This is a genomic window from Streptomyces sp. NPDC059255 (assembly GCF_042752355.1).
Taxonomy (GTDB): domain Bacteria; phylum Actinomycetota; class Actinomycetes; order Streptomycetales; family Streptomycetaceae; genus Streptomyces.
In genome coordinates, this window is sequence record NZ_JBHYZP010000010.1 from 97,678 (window position 1) to 120,351 (window position 22,674).

Annotated in this window: 22 protein-coding genes; 10 read left to right on the plus strand and 12 right to left on the minus strand. The window is 69.7% G+C overall.

All coding sequences use genetic code 11. The features are described from left to right. Positions 1 to 13: 13 nt before the first annotated feature. Positions 14 to 1,771, minus strand: coding sequence for a sensor histidine kinase (locus tag ACFXKG_RS15145; protein WP_384838018.1), 1,758 nt, complete (start codon positions 1,769 to 1,771; stop codon positions 14 to 16). Positions 1,772 to 2,036: 265 nt separating this feature from the next. Between ACFXKG_RS15145 and ACFXKG_RS15150 the strand changes: the two genes are divergently transcribed. After that, complete coding sequence (locus tag ACFXKG_RS15150) at positions 2,037 to 2,636, plus strand: hypothetical protein (RefSeq protein ID WP_384837793.1); 600 nt, start codon at positions 2,037 to 2,039, stop codon at positions 2,634 to 2,636. Between the two features lie 66 nt (positions 2,637 to 2,702). Here ACFXKG_RS15150 and ACFXKG_RS15155 read toward each other — a convergent pair whose 3' ends face one another. Continuing rightward, positions 2,703 to 3,683: a helix-turn-helix domain-containing protein gene (locus ACFXKG_RS15155; protein WP_384837796.1), complete on the minus strand. Its 981-nt coding sequence runs from the start codon at positions 3,681 to 3,683 to the stop codon at positions 2,703 to 2,705. A 225-nt stretch (positions 3,684 to 3,908) separates the two neighbouring features. Between ACFXKG_RS15155 and ACFXKG_RS15160 the strand changes: the two genes are divergently transcribed. Beyond that, positions 3,909 to 4,640 (plus strand): TetR/AcrR family transcriptional regulator, encoded by a 732-nt coding sequence (locus ACFXKG_RS15160; protein ID WP_384837799.1) that lies wholly within the window; start codon positions 3,909 to 3,911, stop codon positions 4,638 to 4,640. An 85-nt stretch (positions 4,641 to 4,725) separates the two neighbouring features. Here ACFXKG_RS15160 and ACFXKG_RS15165 read toward each other — a convergent pair whose 3' ends face one another. Further along, positions 4,726 to 5,658 (minus strand): NADP-dependent oxidoreductase, encoded by a 933-nt coding sequence (locus ACFXKG_RS15165; RefSeq protein WP_384837802.1) that lies wholly within the window; start codon positions 5,656 to 5,658, stop codon positions 4,726 to 4,728. Positions 5,659 to 5,733: 75 nt separating this feature from the next. On the opposite strand from ACFXKG_RS15165, the gene ACFXKG_RS15170 reads away from it, so the two are divergent. Continuing rightward, the gene (locus tag ACFXKG_RS15170) at positions 5,734 to 6,129 is read left to right on the plus strand and encodes a winged helix-turn-helix transcriptional regulator (RefSeq protein WP_384837805.1); all 396 of its coding nucleotides are present in this window, start codon (positions 5,734 to 5,736) and stop codon (positions 6,127 to 6,129) included. Here ACFXKG_RS15170 and ACFXKG_RS15175 read toward each other — a convergent pair. Further along, positions 6,102 to 6,752, minus strand: a complete 651-nt coding sequence (locus tag ACFXKG_RS15175; protein WP_384837808.1) for a YdcF family protein — start codon at positions 6,750 to 6,752, stop codon at positions 6,102 to 6,104. The two genes, ACFXKG_RS15170 and ACFXKG_RS15175, sit on opposite strands and share 28 nt — an antisense overlap. A 142-nt stretch (positions 6,753 to 6,894) precedes the next feature. Beyond that, positions 6,895 to 8,247: a transcriptional regulator gene (locus tag ACFXKG_RS15180; RefSeq protein ID WP_384837811.1), complete on the minus strand. Its 1,353-nt coding sequence runs from the start codon at positions 8,245 to 8,247 to the stop codon at positions 6,895 to 6,897. Positions 8,248 to 8,375: 128 nt separating this feature from the next. On the opposite strand from ACFXKG_RS15180, the gene ACFXKG_RS15185 reads away from it, so the two are divergent. The 6 genes from ACFXKG_RS15185 (at position 8,376) to ACFXKG_RS15210 (ending at position 13,054) form a co-directional block, all read left to right on the plus strand. Further along, positions 8,376 to 8,882, plus strand: a complete 507-nt coding sequence (locus tag ACFXKG_RS15185) for an ATP-binding protein (RefSeq protein WP_384837814.1) — start codon at positions 8,376 to 8,378, stop codon at positions 8,880 to 8,882. Then, positions 8,879 to 9,016 carry a hypothetical protein gene (locus tag ACFXKG_RS15190; RefSeq protein ID WP_384837817.1) on the plus strand — a complete coding sequence of 46 codons (138 nt, stop codon included), beginning with the start codon at positions 8,879 to 8,881 and terminating at the stop codon, positions 9,014 to 9,016. The genes ACFXKG_RS15185 and ACFXKG_RS15190 overlap by 4 nt, the downstream gene beginning before the upstream one ends. A gap of 548 nt (positions 9,017 to 9,564) precedes the next feature. Then, positions 9,565 to 9,981, plus strand: a complete 417-nt coding sequence (locus ACFXKG_RS15195) for a hypothetical protein (protein WP_384837820.1) — start codon at positions 9,565 to 9,567, stop codon at positions 9,979 to 9,981. Positions 9,982 to 10,115: 134 nt separating this feature from the next. Further along, positions 10,116 to 10,904 (plus strand): 2OG-Fe(II) oxygenase, encoded by a 789-nt coding sequence (locus tag ACFXKG_RS15200; protein ID WP_384837823.1) that lies wholly within the window; start codon positions 10,116 to 10,118, stop codon positions 10,902 to 10,904. Next, positions 10,901 to 11,647, plus strand: coding sequence for an SDR family NAD(P)-dependent oxidoreductase (locus ACFXKG_RS15205; RefSeq protein WP_384837826.1), 747 nt, complete (start codon positions 10,901 to 10,903; stop codon positions 11,645 to 11,647). Before ACFXKG_RS15200 ends, ACFXKG_RS15205 begins: the two co-directional genes overlap by 4 nt. A gap of 1,023 nt (positions 11,648 to 12,670) precedes the next feature. Then, on the plus strand, positions 12,671 to 13,054 hold the full coding sequence (locus ACFXKG_RS15210; protein WP_384837829.1) for a hypothetical protein: 384 nt from the start codon (positions 12,671 to 12,673) through the stop codon (positions 13,052 to 13,054). Positions 13,055 to 13,645: 591 nt separating this feature from the next. Here ACFXKG_RS15210 and ACFXKG_RS15215 read toward each other — a convergent pair. Continuing rightward, positions 13,646 to 13,783, minus strand: a complete 138-nt coding sequence (locus tag ACFXKG_RS15215) for a hypothetical protein (RefSeq protein WP_384837832.1) — start codon at positions 13,781 to 13,783, stop codon at positions 13,646 to 13,648. Positions 13,784 to 13,807: 24 nt separating this feature from the next. On the opposite strand from ACFXKG_RS15215, the gene ACFXKG_RS15220 reads away from it, so the two are divergent. Then, positions 13,808 to 15,553, plus strand: coding sequence for a DUF4157 domain-containing protein (locus tag ACFXKG_RS15220; protein WP_384837835.1), 1,746 nt, complete (start codon positions 13,808 to 13,810; stop codon positions 15,551 to 15,553). Between the two features lie 62 nt (positions 15,554 to 15,615). On the opposite strand, the gene ACFXKG_RS15225 is transcribed toward ACFXKG_RS15220, so the two are convergent. Genes ACFXKG_RS15225 through ACFXKG_RS15250 form a run of 6 tightly spaced genes read right to left on the minus strand, consistent with a single transcriptional unit; the run spans position 15,616 to position 22,672 of the window. After that, complete coding sequence (locus ACFXKG_RS15225) at positions 15,616 to 16,914, minus strand: VWA domain-containing protein (protein WP_384837838.1); 1,299 nt, start codon at positions 16,912 to 16,914, stop codon at positions 15,616 to 15,618. Beyond that, the gene (locus ACFXKG_RS15230) at positions 16,904 to 17,689 is read right to left on the minus strand and encodes an SRPBCC family protein (protein ID WP_384837841.1); all 786 of its coding nucleotides are present in this window, start codon (positions 17,687 to 17,689) and stop codon (positions 16,904 to 16,906) included. The genes ACFXKG_RS15225 and ACFXKG_RS15230 overlap by 11 nt, the downstream gene beginning before the upstream one ends. A gap of 15 nt (positions 17,690 to 17,704) precedes the next feature. Beyond that, entirely contained in the window at positions 17,705 to 18,640 is a 936-nt protein-coding gene (locus tag ACFXKG_RS15235; protein WP_384837844.1) for an AAA family ATPase, read from the minus strand. Next, a complete protein-coding gene (locus tag ACFXKG_RS15240; protein ID WP_384837847.1) occupies positions 18,637 to 19,710 on the minus strand; it encodes an XdhC family protein in 1,074 nt (357 codons plus the stop codon). The genes ACFXKG_RS15235 and ACFXKG_RS15240 overlap by 4 nt, the downstream gene beginning before the upstream one ends. Positions 19,711 to 19,763: 53 nt before the next feature. Further along, entirely contained in the window at positions 19,764 to 22,178 is a 2,415-nt protein-coding gene (locus ACFXKG_RS15245) for an aerobic carbon-monoxide dehydrogenase large subunit (RefSeq protein WP_384837850.1), read from the minus strand. Then, entirely contained in the window at positions 22,175 to 22,672 is a 498-nt protein-coding gene (locus ACFXKG_RS15250; protein WP_384837853.1) for a (2Fe-2S)-binding protein, read from the minus strand. Before ACFXKG_RS15250 ends, ACFXKG_RS15245 begins: the two co-directional genes overlap by 4 nt. Positions 22,673 to 22,674 lie beyond the last annotated feature (2 nt).

Sequence of the window (22,674 nt, forward strand, 5' to 3'; positions counted from 1 at the left end):
ACCGCGCGCCGGGTCACGTCGCCTGGAAGGTGTCCTTCGCGATCAGCCTCCCGTCGCGGAAGCAGAACCTGAAGACGGTCAGGCTGTCGAGGCTCTCGTCCTCGTCGGAGGTGAAGTGGCGGCAGGTCGCGCCCTCGGGCGCGTCAGGCCCCTGGTCAGCGAGATCCGAGGTCATCCACGAGTCCCCGTCGGGCAGTTTCTCCTGTACGTCCGCCTCGGCATCGCCCACCTTCACCGACTCGTACACGCTCGGCGATATCTCGGCCTTCTCCAGGTCCTTCATCACCTCCTTCGTCCCCCATACACCCATGGCGACGATGCCCCCGACCAGGAGGACGGCGATAGCGGCACAGCCGATGGCCACATTCTTCTTGTTGGTCATGGTGGTGGTGAACTCCGTTGGCGGATCGATGCGGTTGATGACCGCTCCACCGTCGCCCGCCGCGCCCCTCCTCCTCTGCCCCACAAAGTCGCTGCCGGGACCGACGGAAGTCGCGCCGTCCGGGCCGGGCCCCGGCTCGCCGTCCCCGGTGCCGTACGGCAGCATGCCGGCGATACGGAATCCACCGTCCGCGGTGGGACCGGTGTGCACCATGCCGCCGACGAGCCGGGCCCGTTCCCGCAGGCCCTTCAGTCCCTGGCCGCCGCTGACCACGGCCGGCCCCCGCGCCGCCCCGGCCGGTACGGGCCCGTTGGCGACCTCCACCACCAGGCTGTCCGGCTCGTAGCGCAGGGCCAGGCTGATCGGGGCGCCCGGCGCGTGCTTGTGGGCGTTGGTCAGGCCTTCCTGGGCAATGCGGTACGCCGTGTGCTCGACGGCGGGCATCAGCGGCCGGCGGACGCCGGACCGGTGCAGTTCCACGGCCGCGCCCGCGGCCCGGGAGGACTCGACCAGACCGTCGACGGAGGCGGCCGGCCGCCGGACCGGCCGCCCGTCGCCCGGGCCGGCGGCCGCATGGGGACCGTCCCGGTCGTCGCGGTCGTCGCGGTCGTCGCGGAGGATCCCGACGGCCTCGCGCAGCTCCCCCATCGCGGTCACGGAGGCCTCCCGCAGGATCCGTACCCCTTCCCGCTGGCGGTCGGTCAGCTCCGGATCGACCTGCAGGGCGCCCGAGTGCACGGATATCAGGGCGAGTTGGTGGCCGAGGCTGTCGTGCATGTCCCTGGCTATACGGTGGCGCTCCAACAGGCGCGCCTCCCGTGCCACCATCGCCTGCTCCCGCAGGAGCTGGGCGTTGTTGCTCCGCAGCGCACCGAGCAGCGCACGGCGCTGGGCGCGGTAGCGGGCGGCCAGCCCCGGCACGATCGCCAGCGCCAGAAACACCCCCGCGCCCAGCGCGCCCGTGGTGACCGGCGACACGACGGAGCCGGCGTCGATCTCGTCGTGGGCGGTGAACGCCGTATGGGCCACGAGCGCGGCGGCGTACGCGGCGGCCACCCGCCAGGGTTTCACGATGCGGCTGCCCGCCGACCAGCTCGCGTAGACCAGCAGCGGCACCGCGGCGATCAGCGTCCCCGCCGCTGCGGCGGAGAGGACCAGCACCGTCGCCGGCAGGGCGCGCCGGGTCAGCGACAGCAGGGCGACGCCCGCGACGACGGCGAAGGTCCGGCCACCGAATCCGGAGCCCACGGCGTCGAACAGCCCCGCGATCCCGGCGAGGGCAACGGTGAGCACGGCCTCCCCGGCGATCCGGTAACGGCCCCAGGGCGACGCGGCGGCAAGCCGGGTCAGGAGCGTCCGGGCGGTACGAGGGGTGTCTGCTTCTTCCACTTCCACGGACCGACGATAGGCAACGAGCGGGAGCGCCCGCATCATCCCCCCGTCGTACGGGCGAACGACGAAAGTTGACAACTCTTGCCAGGACGGCGGCTGTTCGAGACCCCGGTGCCGTCGCCTTCGGTCGTTCCGGACCGCGACTTCCGGGAACTGCGCCGGGCCGGCCGCCACGGCGACGATGGACCGGTCGCGCTGGAGATCCGGCAGGCGGTACGCGGCCGAACCGTCCGTACGAGAAGAAGACAACGGGAGACGTCACATGAACAGCACACACGTACAGGCACACGAGCGGTTCACCATCCGGCAGAAGATGTCCCTCAAGGCCAAGGAGTACGTGGTGACCGCGGTCCGGCCGGACGGCTCCGAGGGCGAGGTCGTCGCCTTCGCCCACCAGAAGCGGATGACGCTCGGCGAACAGATGACCTTCTACACCGACGAGTCCAGGAAGCACGTCCTGTGCACCTTCGAGGCCCGCGAGCTCCTCGATCCCGAAGTCGGCTACGACGTGCGGGACGCGGTTGGCCAGCCCATCGGGTCCTTCGGCAACGAGGCCGTCGCCTCCCTCTTCCGCTCCACCTGGACCATGCGGCAGCCGGGCACGATCAAACTCACCGGGCGCGAGCGCAACCGGGTGGTGGCCGGGGTGCGCCGGATCTGGGAGTGGCTGCCGTTCACGGACTTCGTGCCCTTCCTCTGGCCGTACCACTTCGACTTCACCGAGGGCGACAAGCGGCTGATGGCGGTCGACAAGAAGTTCGGGCTGCGGGACCGGTACGTCCTCGACATCCTCGCCCCGGACCTCGACCGCCGCCTCGCCATCGCCCAGGCGGTGGCGCTCGACGCGCTGGAGGAGCGCTGACGGCTCCCACCGACCGTCTCGGAACCGGGACCCGCTCCCCCGCGGACCGAGCATGCGGGAGGGCTGTTACGCCTGGGACATCAACCACCCGTGCAAGGACACGTGGCGGAAGTCGCGAGGCGAGAGACCGTACGCGCTGTGGAATGCGCGCGTGAAGGTGGTGTGACTGGGAAATCCCCATCGCGCCGCGATGTCCTGAATGGTGGTGCCGCTCTGCGCCGGATCGGCGAGGTCCTTCCGGGCGCCTCGCAGTCGCAGGCCGCGGATCATGGCCGCGACCGTGGTGTCCTGGTCCCGGAAGAGCTGGTGCAGGTAACTGGTCGAGATGTGATGGGCCACGGCGACCGCGCGCGGGGTCAGCTCCGGGTCACGCACATGACGGCGGATGAACGCCTGGATCTCCATGGTCAGGGCTCGTCGGCGCGTCTCAGGGCCGAGTTCGTCGTCGGTGGCGAGATGGTGGGTGAACAGCGCCGAGAGCAGATCGACCACGATCGCGGCCAGTCGCGGCCCGTCCGTCGACCGGTAGGCGGAGGCGTCCCGGGCGATCTGGGTCAGGAAGGCCACGAGCAGGCCCCCGAACCCTTCTCGCCCGGACAGCCGGTAACGGCTCAGCTTTTCCAGCCCGTTCCCGGACAGCGGCAGCAGGGCTTTCGGAACGTCCAGCCCGATGCCGGTCTGAGGGGTGAGCGTCCGGACCTCGATGGTCCGCGAACTGTCCACGACACACAGGGCGTCGGGGCCGTACGCCACCTCATGGCCGTCCCGGGTGGCGTACAGCGTGCCCCGCAGAGGAATCGAGATGTTGACCTGCTCCGGGTCGGACTGCCGGATCAGCCGTGGAGTCCGCCGGAAGGAAACCGGCTGGAAGCGCGTGGGCCATACCGAGATCCCGTCGAGCTCCAGCAGCCGCTGCGACGCCCTGAATTCGCTCCGGTACTCGCTGTCCAGCTCAAGAGGCGCGGTGCACTGCCGCATCAGCTCACGCCAGCGGTCGAACCGGTCCGCCGCCGGAACGTCCTCGCTCCTGAACACCGTCTCGATCATCGGCACCGTTCCCGTCGCCCGTCCCCGGCGGCCGTGCGTATGCCCGAACGGCAGGCCCCGCCGATGGGACACTATGCCAACGCCGAAGAGGAAGTAAACGAGGCGAAGTCCACCGCGCGGACGGGCCCCGAACTTCAGGCGGTGCACCGTCTGGCAGTGTCAGATCTTCCTCGCAGTCGGCAACTTCACCGTGCGCCGACGGAGTTGGCGTCGTACGGTCGCCACATGCCCGTAGACGAACCCAAGACGGCCCCGTCCGCCCTGCGCCTGCGGCGCCGGGCCGCCGCGACCCAGGAGATCCTGGACACCGCCGAGTCCCACATCGCCGAACACGGACCGGTGGCCCTGTCCCTGCGCGCGGTCGCGCGCAGCCTCGGAATGACCGTGCAGGCGCTCTACCACTACTTCCCCAGCCGGGACGCCCTCGTCACCGCACTCGTCGCCAAGGCGCACAACGACCTGGCCGACGCCGTACAGGCCGCCGTCGACACCACGACGGAGGTCGCGGCCGTACCACGGCTGGTGGCCGCGGCCGAGGGGTACCGCCGATGGGCCGTCGCCCGTCCCGAGCACTTCAAGCTCATCTACGGAACGCCGCTGCGGTCCTACGAGGCCCCCGCCGGGGGCTCGTCCACCCAGGCGGTCCTCCGGATGAGCGCGGTCTTCGAGCGCGAACTGTTCGGCGGTTACACCGAGGCGCAACTCGCCGCGGCGGACACCCCCGCGCTCTCACCACCGCTCCGGGCCCATCTGGAGCAGCTGTCACCGGAGGGCCAGGAGGGACTGCCGCCCGCCGCGACCGCGCTCCTGATGAGCGCGTGGGGACACCTGCACGGCCTCGTCGTCCTGGAGGTGTTCGGGCACACCTCGTTCCTCGGCGACCATCAGGCCGAGATCTTCCGCACGGCGATGACGAACATGGCCGAGGAGATCCACGGCCGGATACCCCGCGCGTGAGCAACTCGCCGCCGCCCGGCGGAGAGCCGGCAACCGTTCGTCAACGGAGCCTCACTCACGACGCACGTGAGGCCCCGCGACGGGATCAGACGGTGAGGACGAGCTTGCCCTGGAGGTGACCGCCGTCGAGCAGCCGGTGCGCGTCGGCGACGCGCTCGAACGGGAACGTCTCCTGCACGTGGACCCGGAGCCTGCCCTGTTCGACCAGTTCGACGAGACCTCGCAGGGCGACCGGATCGGGGTCGACCGCGATGCGGCTGAAGCGCATACCGGCCGCCTCGTATGCGGCGACGAGCTGCGCGTCCTCCTCGGCGACCGCCGTCACCAGGTGACCGTCCGGGCGGAGCACGTCGAGCGACCGCTCGACGGTGTCGCCGCCGATCGTGTCGAGCACGAGGTCGATGTCGCGGACCGCCTCGGTGAAGTCGACCGCCGTGTAGTCGATCACCTCGTCGGCGCCGAGCCCCTCGACGAACTTCCGCTTGCTCGCGCCGGCGGTCGCGATCACGTGCGCGCCGAGCGCTTTGGCGATCTGGATCGCGACGTGGCCGACCCCGCCGCCACCGCCGTGGACCAGGACGCGGTCGCCCTCGGTCACGCCGCCGAGGTCGACGAGGCCCTGCCACGCCGTCAGCCCGACGACCGGCAGCGCCGCCGCCTCGACGTGCGAGAGCGACGCCGGCTTGCGCGCCAGGTGCAACGCCGGCGCCGACACGACCTCGGCGTACGCGCTCGCCGCCCGCGGGAACAGCGGCATCCCGAACACCTCGTCGCCCGGCCTGAACCGATACGTCAGCGACCCCTCCTCGACCACGCCGCTGATGTCCCAGCCGAGGACGAACGGCGGCCGGCCGATCAGCGGGGGGAACTCGCCGGCGCGCAGGAGCGCCTCCAGCGGGTTCAGCCCGATCGCCTTCACGCGGACGAGGACCTCGGTCGGGAGCGGCCGGGGCTCGGGCGCGTCCACGATGGTGAGCACCTCGGGACCGCCGAGCGTCTGCTGGGTGATGACGCGCATGACTCTCCTGTTGCTTTGGAAGGGGAATTACCCAGGCTAGGTTTCCGACAGGAACCGGCAGGTACCTTTGGCCCCATGAGCGGTTTCGGTCCCGGCGACCCCTTTCTCGCCGACTGCCCGGGGCGTCTGACGATCGAGCTGATCGCCGACAAGTGGACGGCGGTCGTGCTCTACGGCCTCAGCAAGGGCCCGGTGCGCCATGGCGAGCTGATCGAGCTGATCGGCGGCATCTCCCGCAAGATGCTCACCCAGACGCTCCGACGCCTCGAAGCGCACGGCCTCATCCACCGCCACGCGTACGCCGAGGTGCCGCCCCGCGTCGAGTACGAACTCACCCCGCTCGGGGCGACGCTGATCGGTCCGATCCACATGCTGACCGAGTGGGCGAGGACGAACGGCGACGCGGTACTCGACGCACTCGACGCCGCCCCCGAGCACGTCTCTCACCCAGGGACGAGCCGGCTGGTGTAGCCCGCGCGGCACAGCCGGTCGTACGCGGCGGTCACGTCGTCGGGCACCGACTGGGCGGTCATGAATCCTTGCCCCGGGTAGATCAGCAGCCGTTGCAGCGCGCCGACGAGCATGTCGAGCACGAGGCGCGGGTCCCCGATGGACTCGACGTACGCCTCGAAGGTCATCGGCGTGGACGCGCTGACGACCTCGACGCCGGGCCAGAGCTTGCGTGCCGTGGCGTACGCGCGTCGTTCCTCGTAGGGCTTGCTGACCAGCAGTACGGAGGTGACATCGGCCCCGGCGTCTTCGAGCAGCGCTCGCGAGAAGCGGATGTTCTCCCCGGTGTTGCGTGCGCGCGCCTCCACGAGCACGACCCCTTCGGGGACACCGAGTTCGAGGGCACGCTCCCGGTAGTGGACGGCCTCACCACGCGGCATGCGGTCCTGCGTCGTACGGCTGGTGGCCCCGGTGAACACGATCAGCGGCGCCATGCCACGCCGGTAGAGCTCCACGGTCGTATCGGCCACGCCCAGGTCATGACTGCCGAGGCCGACGGCGACGGAGCAGGGCCGTGGCTCGTGGCGCATCCGGTGGAAGTCCCACAACCGCTCGGCGTCCGCCCATGCCTGTGCCGAGATCACTGTATGTTCCTTCCGTACCGGGCTGTGCCAGGAATCGTGAAGCTGTACGCCGCCACGCGGCATGGCTACCGGGTGGCGCCGTCGGGCCAGAGGACGGTGACCGGTACGCCGACGCGCATGAAGAGTCTCCTTCGGCCATCACTCATGCGGCGGTGACCAGTTCGCGGGCCTGCTCGTTGAAGTCCGCGACAAGCCGGTTGCTCCCGAACGGGCGCATGCGCCGCTGGAGGTCCTGCACCGCCTCCACGCAGCGCGAGGACTTCACCCGGCGCGACAGAGTCAGCGTCCGGACACCGGCGGCGCAGGCCGATTCGAGGTCGCTTCGCTGGAGATGCGCGACAGCGAGTGCGGCATGCGACATTGCTCCCCGCCTGGCGCGCTGCTGCTTCCTGGCGTGCTCGATGGACCGGCGCGCGTGCTCCTCGGCCGCCCCGGAGTCGCCCAGGTCCCGAAAGGTGTTCGCGTGTTCGCCGTGGAGATACGCCGGATCGATGAAAGCGGCCCATTCCTGTTCCGTTTCCGGACGTGCCCGCTCGAACGCATTCTCCGACTCGGCCACCGCGCGTGCCGCTGCCGTCTTGTCCCCGAGCACGGCAAGAGCCCGCGCCTCCAGGCACCACAGGTCTGCCAGGCAGGCCGGTGAGTCCGTCCGGGACAACCCGTGGCGCCCGGCCTGGGCCAGGCGACGGCCTTCGGCGGGATCACCAAGCAGCGTCGCCTGGTCCGCCATTCCGGCAAGAACATGCGCGCCGAGCCCTGAATTCCTCGACTCCTCGGCGAGGCGGAGCGCCTGGATCAAGTAGCGCTGCGCCGTGCCGTGTTCCCCGTTGTCGTAGGACATCCACCCCAGGAGGTACGTCTGCTCTGCCGCCGCTTCGCACAAGGCGCGCCGCACGGCGGCGCCATGGGTGCGGCGCAGCAGCGGATAGACATGTTGCGTCATGTATTCGGCCAGAACGAGACGGCCCGAACCGCCGCCCTGGAGGACATCCATGCGCTGGAAGGTGGCGAACATGTTCCGCACGGCGGAGACATCTTCGAGCCTCACCCGGGGACCCGGCTCCGGCTGCTGGTCAAGGGTGTTCATCAGCCAGTCCCGGGAGGGACCCACTCCGGCGACGGCGGTGAAAGGTGCGGCGGAAAGGAACTTGCGTCGGTCCACGTCAGCTCTCCCCAGGTCTGCGACGACTTCCACGGTAGCCGTGTACGAGGCGTTGTACATGAGTGCCGCGTCCGTGGAACTGCCCTCGCCGAGCCCGAGATCGTAGGTCGTGACGCGGAACCCGAAGTGGTCTGAGAAGACCGCAGCGAGGATGTCCGGGATCGGCGTCCGAGGCATTTCGCCTTGGAGCCAGCACCGGATACGGGTCGTATCCGGTGAGATGTGGGGCTGCTGCCACGCAACGGCCTTGGATCTGACGCGTCGAGCTAACTCACCGCGGCTCATTGTGGACCGGCCGAGCCACCGTGCGAGCTTGTCGTTCGGCGTCTTCATGCTCACCACTTCCTTCGACGGGGAGTAACGGAAGCAACACTCTTCGACACCCCTTGAGACGGTACCCCCACCCGGCGCACCCGTGTTGTCTGTCCACAGGAACCAATAGGTCACGGGGAGTTATCACCATGACGAATGAAGCACGCCAGGGCAACTCGCCGAACTCACCGAACCCGACGGCAGGGGAGCCGCACGCGGCCTGCGCGCAATCGGACGCGTTACGCGCCTGCCGCTGTCGGCCGCTGCCCGGCATCCCGGCGCAGGCCATGTTTCCCAGCGCCCCGGAAATTGTGTCCGCCGCACGGCACTTCGTCCGCGACGCACTGGCCCATGATGCCACCGGCCTCCACGAGGATCTGGTGGACGATGTACGGCTGATCGTTTCGGAGTTGGTGACGAACGCGGTGCGGTACGGGACCGAGCCCGGGGACTCCGTGCTGGTCCTGCTCGCGGTCACCGACACCTGCGTACGGATCGAGGTACGGGACCCGGTGCGGCGGCGGCCCCGGTTCCGAGCCGTGTCCCAGGAACGCGACCGGGGGCGCGGGCTGTTCATCGTGCAGGCGCTGGCGGAGTGCTGGGGCGTGGCCGACCGGCCCTTCGGGAAAGCCGTCTGGGCCCAGGTTGCCCGGTGAACGGGACACCTGGTCAACCCTCCTCGCCCGGGGTGCGGTTCATCGGCGACCCGGGCGTCATCGCCATGTGCATACGGCTGCGTGCCGTCGCCGGAAGCGCGCTCGCGGGCGACACCGGCATACGAGACGCGTAGTGGGACGTGGATACCGCCGTCCCCCGCTGGTCCTCGTCCTCGCTTCGGCCGCGCTGGTCGTATTTGTCCTGACCCTCGTCGGCGAGCACTTCGACCGATAAGCCGTCAGGCCCCCGGTTCAGCGCACCGTCCAGGCCGCTCGCCCCTCGTGGCTGTGACGTCGTCCGCCGGTGCCCCGACACGCGCGGCACCGGCCAGGGGCGCCCCGTACCGCACACCTCTCAGACTCCCGCTCCAGCCGGCACTCCCGGCGAAGGAACAACCGGCCGGAACGGGACCAGGGCCCGGCCAACACGATCCGGGCCCGGCAACTGCACCCAACGGCACAGGAGGCCACCATGCGACACCCCACCGACCCCGTCAACCACGACGGAGAGGACGACAACGGCAGCGGCGACGACGGAGACGGCAACCCATCCGGCGGCTGCGGGGACGGCGACGGCTGCGGACGCCGATAACACCCCCACCGGCAACACCACGCGGCCCCGCCCGAACCTCCCCCGGGCGGGGCCGCCCCCAAGGAGACCCCAGCAGCCCCAGGAGCCCCCATGTCACCTCACCACCACGCCTACCTCTGGCACGGCCACGGCACCCTGCTCATCAGACCCGGCGACGCCCACCGCCGACCCGGTCACCCCGAATTCCCCACCACCCCCCTCATGCCCCTCGAACCCGCCCACTGGCTCCTCAAAACACCCGCACACATCCATGTCACCTTCAACCAAACCGAAACCGAAGACGCCGCCCACTGGTACACCCACCAGCACGAGCGGCACACCGACATCCTCACCGGGACCTACGCCCCCACACCCGACATCGCCGCGCTCACCCGCCAACTCGCCGCACGCAACGACATCACCGGCGGCTGGTGGACCACCGGCGGACGCTTCCTCTCCCTCAACCTCATCGCCTGCAGCCCCCACCCCCAACACCCCCAACACCCCTGCCCCACCACCAGACGCTGAACAGGAGTCGCGCCGACCGATGCCGTTCCGGCCAGGGGGGGCTCCCGGTTGCGAGTCCACCCGGGCGGCACAAGACTGAATTGAGGGACCCTCCCTGGTCTGTATCGCTCGCGTCGACGAGTTGGAGGGTGGCCATGCGAACTGACCTGAACCAACTTCTGGACGGCCGCCGGTGGCTGTTGCGGGAGTTCCCGTTCCGTCACATATGGGCTGAGTCCGTTTTCGCTCCTGCGCTGTACGAGCAGATGATCGCGGAGTTCCGTCACCTGCTCGGCGCGCCCGACGGGCATGGATTCCAGCGGAACATGCCCGGATACGACGCAACGGGACACAGCTTCCGCCCTGGCTACCGAGGGGCCTTCGACATCTTCTTCTCGGCGGAATTCCGTCGGCTGATGTCAACTGTTTCCGGTGCACCCATCACCTGCGATATGGATGCCGGCCTGCATCACCACAGACCCGGCGCCCGAAGCGGCCGCGTGCACAACGACCTCAGTCCGGGGTGGTTCCTCGCCCGGTCGTCCAGCCCCTCACCTGACGCCACGGTGAATCTGTCGGATTCCGCGCGATGCAATTACCGATCCGGAGAAACGCCGGAACCGGGTGTGGAGGTCGTGGAGATGGTGCGCGCCCTGGCACTGATCTACTACTTGGACAACGGGCCATGGCTCCCTGGGAACGGCGGTGAAACGGGGCTCTATCTCAGTAACACCGTTCCCGTCACGGAACCGGCCTCCCTGGTGCCCCCGAAGGACAACTCCATGCTCGCCTTCGAGTGCACACCTCGTTCTTTTCATACGTATCTGGAGAGCCGTAGAACACGCAACTCACCGGTCTTGTGGTGGCACCGCCCCAAGGAGGACGCGACGAGCCGGTGGGGCGAAGAGGCAATCGCGTCGTGGCCGAGGGGGCAGCGGAGATGACGGGCAAGGAACTCGGGAACGAATCGAGAGTGTGCCTGCTCCTGGGTGCCGGAGGGCGGATGGGAAGGAGTTTCTGCCGACATCTCGGAACGCGCTATCAAATAGCCGCAGTTTACCGTGACGGTAATTCAACGGGCATACGGCGGCAGGAACGGGTGATTGATCCTCTGGCCCCGGAGCGACCCACCCCCGAGATACGGACGCACTTCTACCCGATCGCCGCCGACCTGACCGATCCGACCAGCGGAGAGCGCATTGCAGAGCTTGCTCTTGCTGCCTTCGGTCACATCGACCTTGTCGTCAACAGCGCTGTGCACTACGACTGGGGACCGGGCACCTCGCCCGAATTCCTTGAGCGTCTCCCGCACCAACTGACCATCAACGTCGTACGCCCCCTTCAGATTGTCGCGGAGGTGTACCGAAAATCGTGGCAGGCGACCCCAGAGGACAATCGCCGAGCCAATCGGAACGTCGTCAACCTGTCATCGGTGGCAGCGTTCAACATTTATCCCGATTCGGGCCAGATCGGCTACAGTTCCTGCAAAGCTGCCCTCACTGTGGCAAGCCGTCACCTGGCCGTGGAACTCGAACCGGTGGGAGTACGGGTCAACGTCATCGCGCCCAACACCTTCCCCGGAATCGTCAGCGTGGAGCAGGTACTTGCAACGCTGTGCGAATTGGATTCCGGTTCTGCGACCGGCGAGGTCCGCGTCCTCGATCGGGGGTCGAAGACCATCGAGTGAAAGAAAGGAAGGGAAGGGGCATGTCAAATGGCGCCGTAACACTCTTTCAAGTCCCTGTTTCAGGTTCACCGGACGCGCAACTGGTCCAGGACAGGCTGAATCAATCGGGCAAGCTGGCCGAGCAGATCCAAAGTGCTGCTCAGCTCACCAGCAGTCCGCAAATCGCCGACATCGGCACGTCGTTCGCGAACGTACTCAGTTCGGTCGCCCAGGGTAAGTCGATGCAGGATGTGAAGAGCCGTGTTCAGGACCTGCAGACCTCACTTGCGCAGAACGGTGGCGTTCTCGGCAGTGCGGCCGCGGTCGTGCTTCAGCACGCGATAGACGCAGAAGCCGCAACCGAGAAGGCTTTCGACATGATCGGGAGAACGAACATCAGCAGTCTCTCCAGCATTGCCGATGCCCTGAGTGCGATTGTGGCTGCGTTCGTGGCGATAGGCCGTGTGGCTGTCGACGTGGGAATCGCCTTCCTGGGGGCGAGCGCCGCGCCGTTGGGCCTGGCGATCTCCGCTGCCGACAACACGCTGAAGCAGTCGGCCGACACCGTGACCACGGTCGCGAACACGATCGACCCGGGCGCCGAACCTGGTCCCGAACCCGGACCAGATCCTGGACCCGATCCTGGACCCGAACCCGGACCTGACCCTGGGCCCGAACCTGGTCCCGACCCCGGGCCCGGACCAGACCCTGGGCCCGAACCTGGTCCCGACCCCGACCCCGGGCCTGACCCTGGACCGGAACCCGGACCCGAACCCGGACCCGGACCTGACCCTGGACCCGAACCCGGACCTGACCCTGGACCCGAACCTGGTCCTGATCCCGGCCCCGACCCCGGGCCTGATCCGGGACCCGACCCCGGGCCTGACCCCGGTCCCGACCCTGGCCCTGACCCCGGCCCCGGTCCCGACCCTGGTCCCGGGCCAGGTGAGCCCATTCTCGAGCGCTTGCCGGAGTGACCAGCGGTGGCTGCCGACCGGGCACGGGCACGGGCAACGGAGTGAACGAACGAATCAAGGGGATGTCATGAGTTTCGAGAGCGAGTTCACATTTTGCATGCACAGCTCCAGCCTGCCGACGCCTGCAGAGGCGTTGGACTCGGCAGAAGAGGTTCTCCACTTCCTTGAGGAACTTCACCATGCCGCGGAGGCTGCCGGAGGGATGGAGGTCACACTGACCGCTCTGGAGGCATCGGGATTCACCGGACTCGGCACCATCGCGGCGGACGCGGGGGCCGTGACAGCCGCCGCATACGCCGGGGCGGTGGCCGGGTGCCTCATCGGAGCAACCGGCGCCACGGTCTGGGACCTGCTGGCGCAGAACGACACCGACTCGGCGGTGGTGCAGGACGTCGTCGTGGCGGCCAACGATGCCGGAATGACCGTACCTTCGGAATTCGCGGTCGCATAACGGCTCCGAGTCGCACGGCCGAACTGCTGTCAGTGGTCTCTCCGTGCGACTCATACCGAACTGTCCAAGAACTATCGGTACTCGACCACCACCAGATCGTCATCGACGCCGACACCCGCCAAAGACGCCGTCGGCAGAACACTCACGATCGCCGACGGCGGCTATGAAAGTACGCGGTGCACCAGGTCTTCGAGAAGTCCACCCATCCGATCCACGAGGGCCCGCGGTCTGTGTCGTAACCGGTCTTCAACTGCACGAACATGAGACGTCGAGGCATGCGCTCAGGGTCCCGCACAGGCCGCACCTTTGACCAGCCTGGCCTTTTCACACGTAGTGGTTCTGATCCGTCCTGGAGTATCTGGACCAGTGCGGTCCCTGGGGGTGACGGCTGAAGACGTAGGTAAGAGTTACCGATGCGAGCGCGTACCGAGGGCCTTCACCTTTGTAGTTACAGATGGTGTGGGCGGAAAGCCCGCATGAGGAGGCACCTCACGTATGCATACAGAACGCGAACCCGGTGAAGCCCGGACTTCCCATCGGCCCGGACGTCCCGCGAGCGCCAACCGTACCCCGGCCGTCCGGCAGGCATTATCAGCGGAAGAACCGCTGAGGCCCGCGCAGATACCGGGGCTCCAGGCGGCGGTCGGCAATGCCGCTGTCGTCCAGCGCATCACCCAGGACAGGAGCCAGGGCGAGCACGGCGCGGGGTGCGGGCGGGGATGCGGGCACACACCATCCGTACAGCGCTCGACCGTGCCGGACGTCATCAAGTCCCCCGGCACGAACTTCGACGGCCCGATACGTAAGGAGGCGGAGTCGGTCTACGGTGTCAGCCTGTCGCATCTGCGGGTGCACACCGACGAAGCCGCCCGGCGGTCCGCCCGGGAGATCGGGGCCGAGGCGTACACCTCCCGCAACCACATGGTGTTCGACGGTCCCATGACGCGTAAGAGGGTGCTGCACGAGGTGGCGCACACCTTCCAGCAGGCGGCCGGGTCCGTCTCGGGCAATGCCACCGGCCACGGGTTCACGGTGTCCGATCCGAATTCGCCGGAGGAGGTGCAGGCCGCCTCCATGGAGAACGCCAGTGCGCCGACGGCCGGCGTCGAGCGGCTGGTCTCGGCGGCCACCGCATCCCGCCAGGCTTCCGCGGACGCTGAAGCACCGGTCCAGCGGATGGGCGGGAAGCACAACCGCAAGGGCAAGGAGGTGATGACGGAGGCGGAATGGGCGGAGGAACAGGCGAGGGAAGCACGCGTGGCAGCGATTGTCGATAGGCTGCGCAGGGCGGAGGAGCGGGCCGAGGCGCCAAGCAAGGATTACGGCCAGCGCAGTAACCAGTTCGGCGGCTACAGCACCAAGGCAGGCCGGGGCGGTGCCCCGTACATCCAGTCGAACAAGCAAAACCACCGTGGTGCTTCGGACATCAGCACCAAGTACTACGAAGAAATCGACGGCCAGCCCTCGGGGATGATCACGCACTTGACCGACTCGGACTTCAGCGCCGTCGCGGACGCGACGCGGGGCCGGGATGTGCGGGACCATGTGCCGGGGATGGAGCCCACCCGGCGTCGTGCGGCCACCATGGTCACCGCTGTCGTCGACGAAGCGGAGGCAACCCGCCACGGGGCGGCGAAGAAGGCGTTTCGCGCTGCGGCCAAGAAGCAGGCGTCCGGTGAACGTTCGCGTGCGGAATTCCTCGAAGACTTCCCCATGGCCATACCCTCAAAAAAAACAACTCCGAGTAAACCCGGAGGCGCGCAGCATCTCAAAAAGGTCATGTCCGGCAGGGTGCGGATGGGTACGGAGGAACTGGAGACGCTGGAACAGATGTCGGCGTCTTCGGACGAGGGACGGGGGCGGCCCGCCAAGCGCAGGCCCTCGGTGTCGGCGCCCTTGGACGATGTGTCGCTCAGGCCCCGCCGCCAATCGTTTGCCGGGCCGAGTTCGAACCCGCCGCTCCCGCAGCCGAACCCCCTCGCGCCTGCCCCGCCGAAGAAGTCGTCGAAGCACTATCCACCGTCGAGTTCGCGCTCGAAGAACCTTCCGGGTGGATCGGGGCCGGTGCCCTACGACGATGTGCCGCTCAGGCCCAGCCGCTCCTCCAGGTCCCGTACCCGGGCGCCGGATCCGGCACCGGGTTTCGACGACAATCCGTTCAAGCCCCGCAGCTCCTCCAGGTCCCGTACCCGGGCGCCGGCTCCGTTGCCGGAGTTGGACCCGTCCCTCCAGCTGCCGCCCCTGGCGCCTGAGCGGTCGTCGAGACATCGCGACGACGACCAGCCCAGGTCCTCGCACCGTTCGTCCCAGTCCAGGGGTCCGTCCCGGCATGGGTCTTCGTCACGTCGCTACTCGTCGTCCCAGTACGACCAGCCGGACCCCTACGTGCACTCGCAATCGTCGTCCCAGCGACTTCCGCCCCCGCGGAGCCAGGCGCCCCTGTACGAATTCAATGGCCGCCTCTACGAGTTGATCGGCGATGATTTCCACGAGGTGTGAGCCGCGCCCGGCGGGCCCGAATGCGCATCAGGTCCGGAGCCCGCCGGGCCGCACAACCCCGATCAGGACCGCACAGGCCCGCTCGTGAAGGCCCGAGGCCGGCGTGACCCGGTCGCCGCGGCTCCCCGCGCCCGTACATGCGGGATCTGTTCGAGCGCCCGGGCCAGAGAGCGGAAGGTGTCCGCCGGCAGCAGTGCGTCGCAGTACGGGAGCGCGGCGGCCATCGTCGATACGCGCGGCTCGAAACCCGGGGCCGAGGCGCGCGGGTTCAGCCACACCACCCGGTGGGCGCGGCGGCGCAACCGGGCCATGGCCGCGGCCAGTTCGTCCGCGGAGTCGCCGTCCCAGCCGTCCGAGCCGATGATCACGATCGCCCCGCGCAGCGCGCCGCCGTGGTGCGAGGCGAGCAGTGCGCTCAGGCAGCTCGCGATCCTGGTGCCGCCGAACCGGTCCGTGACCTGCGCCGTCGCCCCCTCGATCGCGAACTCGGCGGACCGGTGGCGCAGCACCGCGGTCAGCCGGGTCAGTGAGGTGGCGAACGCGAAGGCCTCCGCGTCGGCGGTGAGCGCCAGCGCCCGCATGAGGTGGAGGTACGCGACCGCCTGGGCCTGCATGGACCGGCTGACGTCGCACACCATGACGACCCGGCGTGGCGCGGCGACCGGTGCCACCCGCACCAGTTCCATCGGCTCCCAGCCGGTACGGCGCGACCGGGCGAGCGTGCGTCGCGGCGCGATCCGGCCCCGCCGCCCCCGGCCCGGCGCGACGCGCCGCGAGCGCCGGGTGGGCCACTCCCGTACGGCTGCCTCCAGCCACCGTCCGAGCAGCGCGCTCTCCTCGGGGCCCAGCGCCTCGAACGGTACGTCCGCGAGCCCGTCCAGCGCGCTCGGCAGGCGTTGCGGGACGGTCAGCTCGGCTTCTTCGGCGTCGGTATGCTCGGTCTGCGCCACCACCTGGGGCCGCGTCGCCCAGGGCAGCCCGCCGTCGCCCTCCGGCACCCCGTCCCGCCGTACGGAGGGTGCGGAGGCGGGGCGTTCGGCCGCACCGGAGGGCCCGGCGGGGCCGCGCCGGCGCGCGTGGGGGTCCACGCCGAGGACGGCCCCGCCGAACACGGCGTCGAAGACCGCGTCGAACACGGCCAGGTCGGAGTGGCGCCGTACGAGCGTGATCCGGGCGGTCCAGTACAGCGGCGTCCTGGTACGCGGCCGGGCGCCGTCCAGCGCGCGTACGAAGTCCTCGACCGCCGTGAACCCGACCGCAAGCCCGCGCGCCCGCAGCCGCTCGACGAACGCCACGGCGAAGGCGGCCCGGTCGGTGCCGCGCAGCAGCAGGGGCGGGGTGGGCGCCGCGTCAGCGGACAAGGAAGTAGGCCACGACCGCTATCACGACCACGGTCCCGGCCACGAGGGGGAGGAACCGCTTGTAGACCGACGCCCCGGCGATCCCCATCAGATCGAGCGGTGCGACGTCGTCGTCCTTCTCCTCCGGAGCCGGTGCTGGTGCTGGTGCTGGTGCTGGTGCTGGTGCTGGTGCTGGTGCTGGTGCTGGTGCGTGAGTCTGCGCCGGAGGAGCGGGCGCCGTGGACGCCGGAGGCGGGGGCGGCGTCTCCCGTACCGCGGCGGGGACCGATGCCGCCACGGGCTCGGGCTCAGGTACCGGAGTCGGTGCCGGTGCGGGAGCGGGTGCCGGGGCCTCCGCGTGCAGCTGCGCCTCCAGGTTCTGTACGAACTGGCCCAGCAGCTTGACCGACACCTCCTTGATCATTCCGCTGCCGAACTGGGCTATCTTCCCCGTGATGTTGAGGTCCGTCACGACCGTGACGACCGTCGCGTCCCCCTCCGCCCGCAGCGTCGCGTTGATCAGCGCCGACGCGTTGCCCGCGCCCCGGGAGTCCTTCCCCTTCGCGCGGATCACCGCCCGGCGGGCGGCCGCGTCCTTCTCGACGATCTCCGCCGTACCCGCGTACTGGCTGATCACCGGACCGACCTTGATCTTGATCTTTCCGGTGTAGACGTCCCCGTCCACGCCCGTGAGCTGCGCGCCCGGCATGCAGGGTGCGATGCCCTCCAGGTCGGTGAGCACCTCCCAGGCACGGTCGACGGGCACCCCGACGGTGAACTCGTTGTCGATCTTCATGGGTTCCTCCGTTGGCTACGCCGACGCGGGCTCGGGAAAGCCCAGGCCGTCCAGCGCTTCGTTGATCGTGGTGTGGTCGTCCGGGCTCTTGGCGATCGTGCTGAGCGTGCGGACGATGTCCGCGCGCACCAGCTCCGAGGCCCGCAGCACCGACAGCGCCGAGACCCAGTCGATCGTCTCCGCCATGCCCGGCGCCTTGTCGAGGTCGAGCCGTCTGACCCGCCCGATGAACTCCACCGCCGAGGCGATCAGCGGTTCGTTCGCGGCGGGTACGGTACGGCGCAGGATCTCCGCGGCGCGCTCGGGCGCCGGGAAGTCGATCCAGTGGTAGAGGCAGCGGCGGCGCAGGGCGTCGTGCAGTTCGCGGCTGCGGTTGGACGTCAGGATCACCACCGGGCGCCGGGCGGCCGTGAACGTGCCCAGCTCCGGGACGGTGAGCGACGCCTCGCCGAGGAACTCGAAGAGCAGCGCCTCGAACTCGTCGTCCGCGCGGTCGATCTCGTCGATCAGCAGCACCGGCGGTACGGGGCCTTCGTGCCGGATCGCCCGCAGGATCGGCCGGTCCTGGAGGAACTCCTCGGTGAAGAGGTCGGCGTCGCCCAGCCGCTCGTCGCGTGCTTCCGCGAGCCGTACGGCGAGAAGCTGGCGCTGGTAATTCCACTCGTACAGCGCCTCGTTGGCCGTCAGGCCCTCGTAACACTGCAGTCGCACCAGTGGTGTTCCCATCGCCCGGGCCAGGGCCTTTGCCGCCGCTGTCTTGCCCACCCCCGGCTCCCCCTCGACGAGGAGGGGACGCTCCAGGGCGAGGGCGAGGTAGAGGGCGGTCGCCGTTCCGTCGTCGACGAGGTGGCCGACGGCGTCGAGGCGGCGCCGTATGTCGTCGGCGTCCGTGAACAGGGGGATGGGGATGGGGCCGGAATCGGCGTCGGTGTCGGTGTCGGTGTCGTTCATGTCGTGCTACCGCCGCGCCTCTCCGCCGCGTACCGGTCGCGGCACCCGGGGGCGCAGAACCAGACGTCCGTTCCGTCGGCGGAGAGGTGCGGGGTGTCGGGCATGACCGTGACCGACATGCCGCAGACGGGGTCGGTCACGGTCGGCGGGGGTGAGGACGGGGACGGGGACGGGGGCCGGTCCCCGGCGGCAGGGGTTGCGGCGGCGGCCCCGCCCGGAGGGACTCCGCCCCCGGCGGCCCCGGCAACCTCGGCGGCCCCGGCGGCCCCGGCGGCCCCGCGTACCGCCGCGATGACCTCCGCAAGGATCGACAGCGCGACCTCCGGTGCCGTGCGCGCGCCGATGTCCAGGCCCGCCGGAGTGGAGATCCGGGCCCGTTCCGCGTCGGTCAGGCCCAGTTCGTCGAGGAGGGCCCGGCCCCGCCGGGGGCTCGCGACCAGGGCGATGTAGCCGATGCCCGCGTCCAGCGCGGCGCGCAGGGACGCGGTCTCGTCGCGGCCGTGGCTCGCGACGACCACCGCGTCCGCGCACGCCTCCGGCGCACCGTCCGGCAGGGAGCGGGCCGTGGCGTAACCGAGCACCTCCGCGAGGGCGACAAGGGCGTCCGCGACCGGGGTCCTGCCGACGATCTCGACCAGCGGCGGGGGCAGTCTCGGCTCCAGAAAGATCTCCAACGCCCCGCCCGAAAGGCAGGGATTGACGACCACTTGCGCCCCCGGAGACTCGGGGAAGTCCGCCTCGCCCTCGGGCAGCACCCGCAGCAGCAACGGGCCGCCGCCGTTCAGGGCGCCGAGTGCGGCCGTACGGACGGAGCCCTCGGCGCACACCCCGCCGACGAAGCCGTCGATCGTGCCGTCGCCCGTGACGATCGCCTCGTCGCCGGGGCGGGCGGAGCTTGGCACCTGGGCCCGTACCACCGTCGCGTGCACGAACGGCACGCGTCCGGCGGCGAGTTCCGCCATTCTGGCCGCCGTCCGGCCCGCCCGGTCCGTCACCGGCACTGCCGTCGTGGTCACCGGCGCCGCCATGGTCACCGGTGCTGCCGTCGTGGTCACAGACGCTGTCGTCATGGTCATCCGTACGTTCGCCACCCTCGTAACCCTCACTTCGACCGCGATCCGCCTCAGATCGGCGGCATCGGCCGCCCCCGCATCGCCTCCCACACCCGGGAGGGCGTCAGCGGCATGTCCGCGTGCCGGATGCCGTACGGCCGCAGCGCGTCCACCACCGCGTTCACCACGGCCGGCGGGGAGCCGACCGTCGCGGACTCGCCGACGCCCTTCGCGCCGATGGGGTGGTGGGGCGAGGGCGTGACCGTGAACCCCGTTTCCCAGTCCGGCACTTCGAGCGCCGTCGGGATCAGGTAGTCCATCAGTGAGCCGCCGAGGCAGTTGCCGTCCTCGTCGAAGGAGATCATCTCCATCAGCGCCATCCCGACGCCGTCGGTGAGGCCGCCGTGCACCTGGCCCTCGATGATCATCGGGTTGATCCGGGTGCCGCAGTCGTCCACCGCGATGAAGCGGCGGACCTTGACCTGCGCCGTGCCGGGGTCGATGTCCACGACGCAGATGTACGCGCCGTGCGGGTAGGTCAGGTTCTCCGGGTTGTAGCAGATCTGCGCCTCCAGACCGCCCTCGATCCCCTCCGGCAGATCACCCGCGCCGTGCGCCGCCATCGCGATGTCCTGGATGGTCACGGACTTCGACGGGTCGCCCACGACCGTGAACGAGCCCTTGTCCCACTCCAGATCGGCGACCGACACCTCCAGCATCCCCGAGGCGATGATCCGCGCCTTGTCCCGCACCTTCCGGGCGACCAGGGCCGCCGCCGCGCCCGAGACGGGGGTCGAGCGGCTGCCGTACGTGCCGAGCCCGAAGGGCGTCTGGTCGGTGTCGCCGTGCACCACGTCGATGTCGGCGGGCGGGATGCCGATCTCCTCGGCGACGATCTGCGCGAACGTCGTCTCGTGGCCCTGGCCCTGGGTCTGCACGGAGAGCCGTACGACGGCCTTGCCGGTCGGGTGGATCCGCAGTTCGCAGCCGTCGGCCATGCCGAGGCCGAGGATGTCCATGTCCTTGCGCGGGCCCGCCCCGACGGCCTCGGTGAAGAACGAGACGCCGATGCCCATGAGTTCGCCGCGGGCCCGCTTCTCCGCCTGCTCGCGCCGCAGTTCGTCGTAGCCGGCCAGCTCCGTCGCCAGCCGCATGGTCGGCTCGTAGTTCCCGGAGTCGTACACCCAGCCCGTCTTGGTGGTGTACGGGAACTGCTCGGGCCGGATGAAGTTGCGCCGCCTCAACTCGACCGGGTCCATGTCGAGTTCGAAGGCGAGACAGTCCACGATCCGCTCGACCAGATAGACCGCCTCGGTGATCCGGAACGAGCAGGCGTACGCCACCCCGCCCGGCGCCTTGTTGGTGTGGACGGCGGTCATCCTCGCGTACGCGGCCTCGATGTCGTAACTGCCGGTGAACACACCGAAGAACCCGGCCGGGTACTTCACCGGCGCCGCCACCCCGTTGAACGCGCCGTGGTCGGCGAGGACGTCGGTGCGGATCGCGAGGATCTTCCCGTCACGGGTCGCCGCGATCTCGCCGCGCATGATGTAGTCGCGGGCGAATCCGGTGGAGATGAGGTTCTCGGAGCGGTCCTCCATCCACTTCACCGGCTTCCCGGTGAGCAGCGAACCGACGATCGCGCAGACGTAACCCGGGTAGATCGGGACCTTGTTGCCGAAGCCGCCGCCGATGTCGGGCGCGATCACCCGGATCTTGTGCTCGGGCAGCCCGGCGACGATCGCGTACAGCGTGCGGTGGGCGTGCGGGGCCTGGGTGGTGGACCAGAGGGTGAGCCGGCCGTCGATCGCGTCGTAGTCGGCGACCGCGCCGCAGGTCTCCATCGGCGCCGGGTGGACGCGCGGGTAGACGATGTCCTGGCTGACGACGACATCGGCGCGGTCGAAGACGGCGGCGGTCGCCGCCTCGTCGCCGGTCTCCCAGTCGAAGCAGTGGTTGTCGGTCTTGCCCTCGATGTCGTCCCGGATCACGGGCGCGCCGACCTCCAGCGCCCGGCGGACGTCGACCACCGGGTCGAGCTGGTCGTACTCGACGTCGATCAACTCCAGCGCGTCGCGCGCCGCGTAGCGGTCCTCGGCGACGACGAAGGCGACCTCCTGGCCCTGGAAGCGCACCTTGTCGGTGGCGAGCACGGCCTGGACGTCGTTGGAGAGCGTGGGCATCCACGCGAGGCCCTTCTCCGCGAGCATCGCGCCGGTGACGACGAGCTTCACCTTGGGGTGCGCCTCGGCCAGCGTCGTGTCGACGGAGACGATCCGGGCGTGGGCCATCGGTGAGCGCAGCACGGCGAGATGGAGCATCCCGGGGAGCTGTACGTCGTCCACGTAACGGCCCCGGCCCCGGATGAAGCGCGGGTCCTCCTTGCGGAGCATCCGGCCGTGGCCGCAGGGTTTCCGGTCGTTGTCGGTGAACTCGGTGACGGGCGCGGGCGCCGGGGCGGCCGCGTGGCCCGCGACGGTGCTCATGACTCCTCCACGGCGGTGACGGCGCTGCGGGTCCCGGCCTCTTCGGCGGCGGCCCACTGGACGGAGCGGACGATGGAGGAGTAGCCGGTGCAGCGGCAGATCTGGCCGGAGACCGCTTCCCGTATCTCGTGCTCGGAGGGGTTCTTGTTACGGTCGAGCAGCGCCCGCGCGGTCATCAGCATGCCGGGGGTGCAGAAGCCGCACTGGAGGCCGTGGCACTCCATGAACCCCTGCTGGACGGGGTCGAGCCGGCCGCCCTGCTCCAGGCCCTCGACGGTCCGTATCTCGTGGCCGCCGGCCATCGCGGCCAGCACCGTACAGGACTTGACGGGCTCGCCGTCCATCCAGACCACGCAGGTACCGCAGTTGCTGGTGTCGCAGCCCCAGTGGGTGCCGGTGAGCGCGAGGTGGTCGCGGAGGAAGTGGACGAGCAGCAGCCGGCCCTCGATCTCACGGGTGACCTCGTCACCGTTGACGGTCATGGTGACCTGCATGG

What these genes read in the sequence shown, in the direction of transcription:
- ACFXKG_RS15150 (WP_384837793.1), top strand. Translation starts at nt 2,037, where the DNA reads ATGAACAGCACACACGTACAGGCACACGAGCGGTTCACCATCCGGCAG.
- ACFXKG_RS15155 (WP_384837796.1), bottom strand. Translation starts at nt 3,683, where the DNA reads ATGATCGAGACGGTGTTCAGGAGCGAGGACGTTCCGGCGGCGGACCGG.
- ACFXKG_RS15160 (WP_384837799.1), top strand. Translation starts at nt 3,909, where the DNA reads ATGCCCGTAGACGAACCCAAGACGGCCCCGTCCGCCCTGCGCCTGCGG.
- ACFXKG_RS15165 (WP_384837802.1), bottom strand. Translation starts at nt 5,658, where the DNA reads ATGCGCGTCATCACCCAGCAGACGCTCGGCGGTCCCGAGGTGCTCACC.
- ACFXKG_RS15170 (WP_384837805.1), top strand. Translation starts at nt 5,734, where the DNA reads ATGAGCGGTTTCGGTCCCGGCGACCCCTTTCTCGCCGACTGCCCGGGG.
- ACFXKG_RS15180 (WP_384837811.1), bottom strand. Translation starts at nt 8,247, where the DNA reads ATGAAGACGCCGAACGACAAGCTCGCACGGTGGCTCGGCCGGTCCACA.
- ACFXKG_RS15185 (WP_384837814.1), top strand. Translation starts at nt 8,376, where the DNA reads ATGACGAATGAAGCACGCCAGGGCAACTCGCCGAACTCACCGAACCCG.
- ACFXKG_RS15195 (WP_384837820.1), top strand. Translation starts at nt 9,565, where the DNA reads ATGTCACCTCACCACCACGCCTACCTCTGGCACGGCCACGGCACCCTG.
- ACFXKG_RS15200 (WP_384837823.1), top strand. Translation starts at nt 10,116, where the DNA reads ATGCGAACTGACCTGAACCAACTTCTGGACGGCCGCCGGTGGCTGTTG.
- ACFXKG_RS15205 (WP_384837826.1), top strand. Translation starts at nt 10,901, where the DNA reads ATGACGGGCAAGGAACTCGGGAACGAATCGAGAGTGTGCCTGCTCCTG.
- ACFXKG_RS15210 (WP_384837829.1), top strand. Translation starts at nt 12,671, where the DNA reads ATGAGTTTCGAGAGCGAGTTCACATTTTGCATGCACAGCTCCAGCCTG.
- ACFXKG_RS15230 (WP_384837841.1), bottom strand. Translation starts at nt 17,689, where the DNA reads ATGAAGATCGACAACGAGTTCACCGTCGGGGTGCCCGTCGACCGTGCC.
- ACFXKG_RS15235 (WP_384837844.1), bottom strand. Translation starts at nt 18,640, where the DNA reads ATGAACGACACCGACACCGACACCGACGCCGATTCCGGCCCCATCCCC.
- ACFXKG_RS15240 (WP_384837847.1), bottom strand. Translation starts at nt 19,710, where the DNA reads ATGACGACAGCGTCTGTGACCACGACGGCAGCACCGGTGACCATGGCG.
- ACFXKG_RS15245 (WP_384837850.1), bottom strand. Translation starts at nt 22,178, where the DNA reads ATGAGCACCGTCGCGGGCCACGCGGCCGCCCCGGCGCCCGCGCCCGTC.
- ACFXKG_RS15250 (WP_384837853.1), bottom strand. Translation starts at nt 22,672, where the DNA reads ATGCAGGTCACCATGACCGTCAACGGTGACGAGGTCACCCGTGAGATC.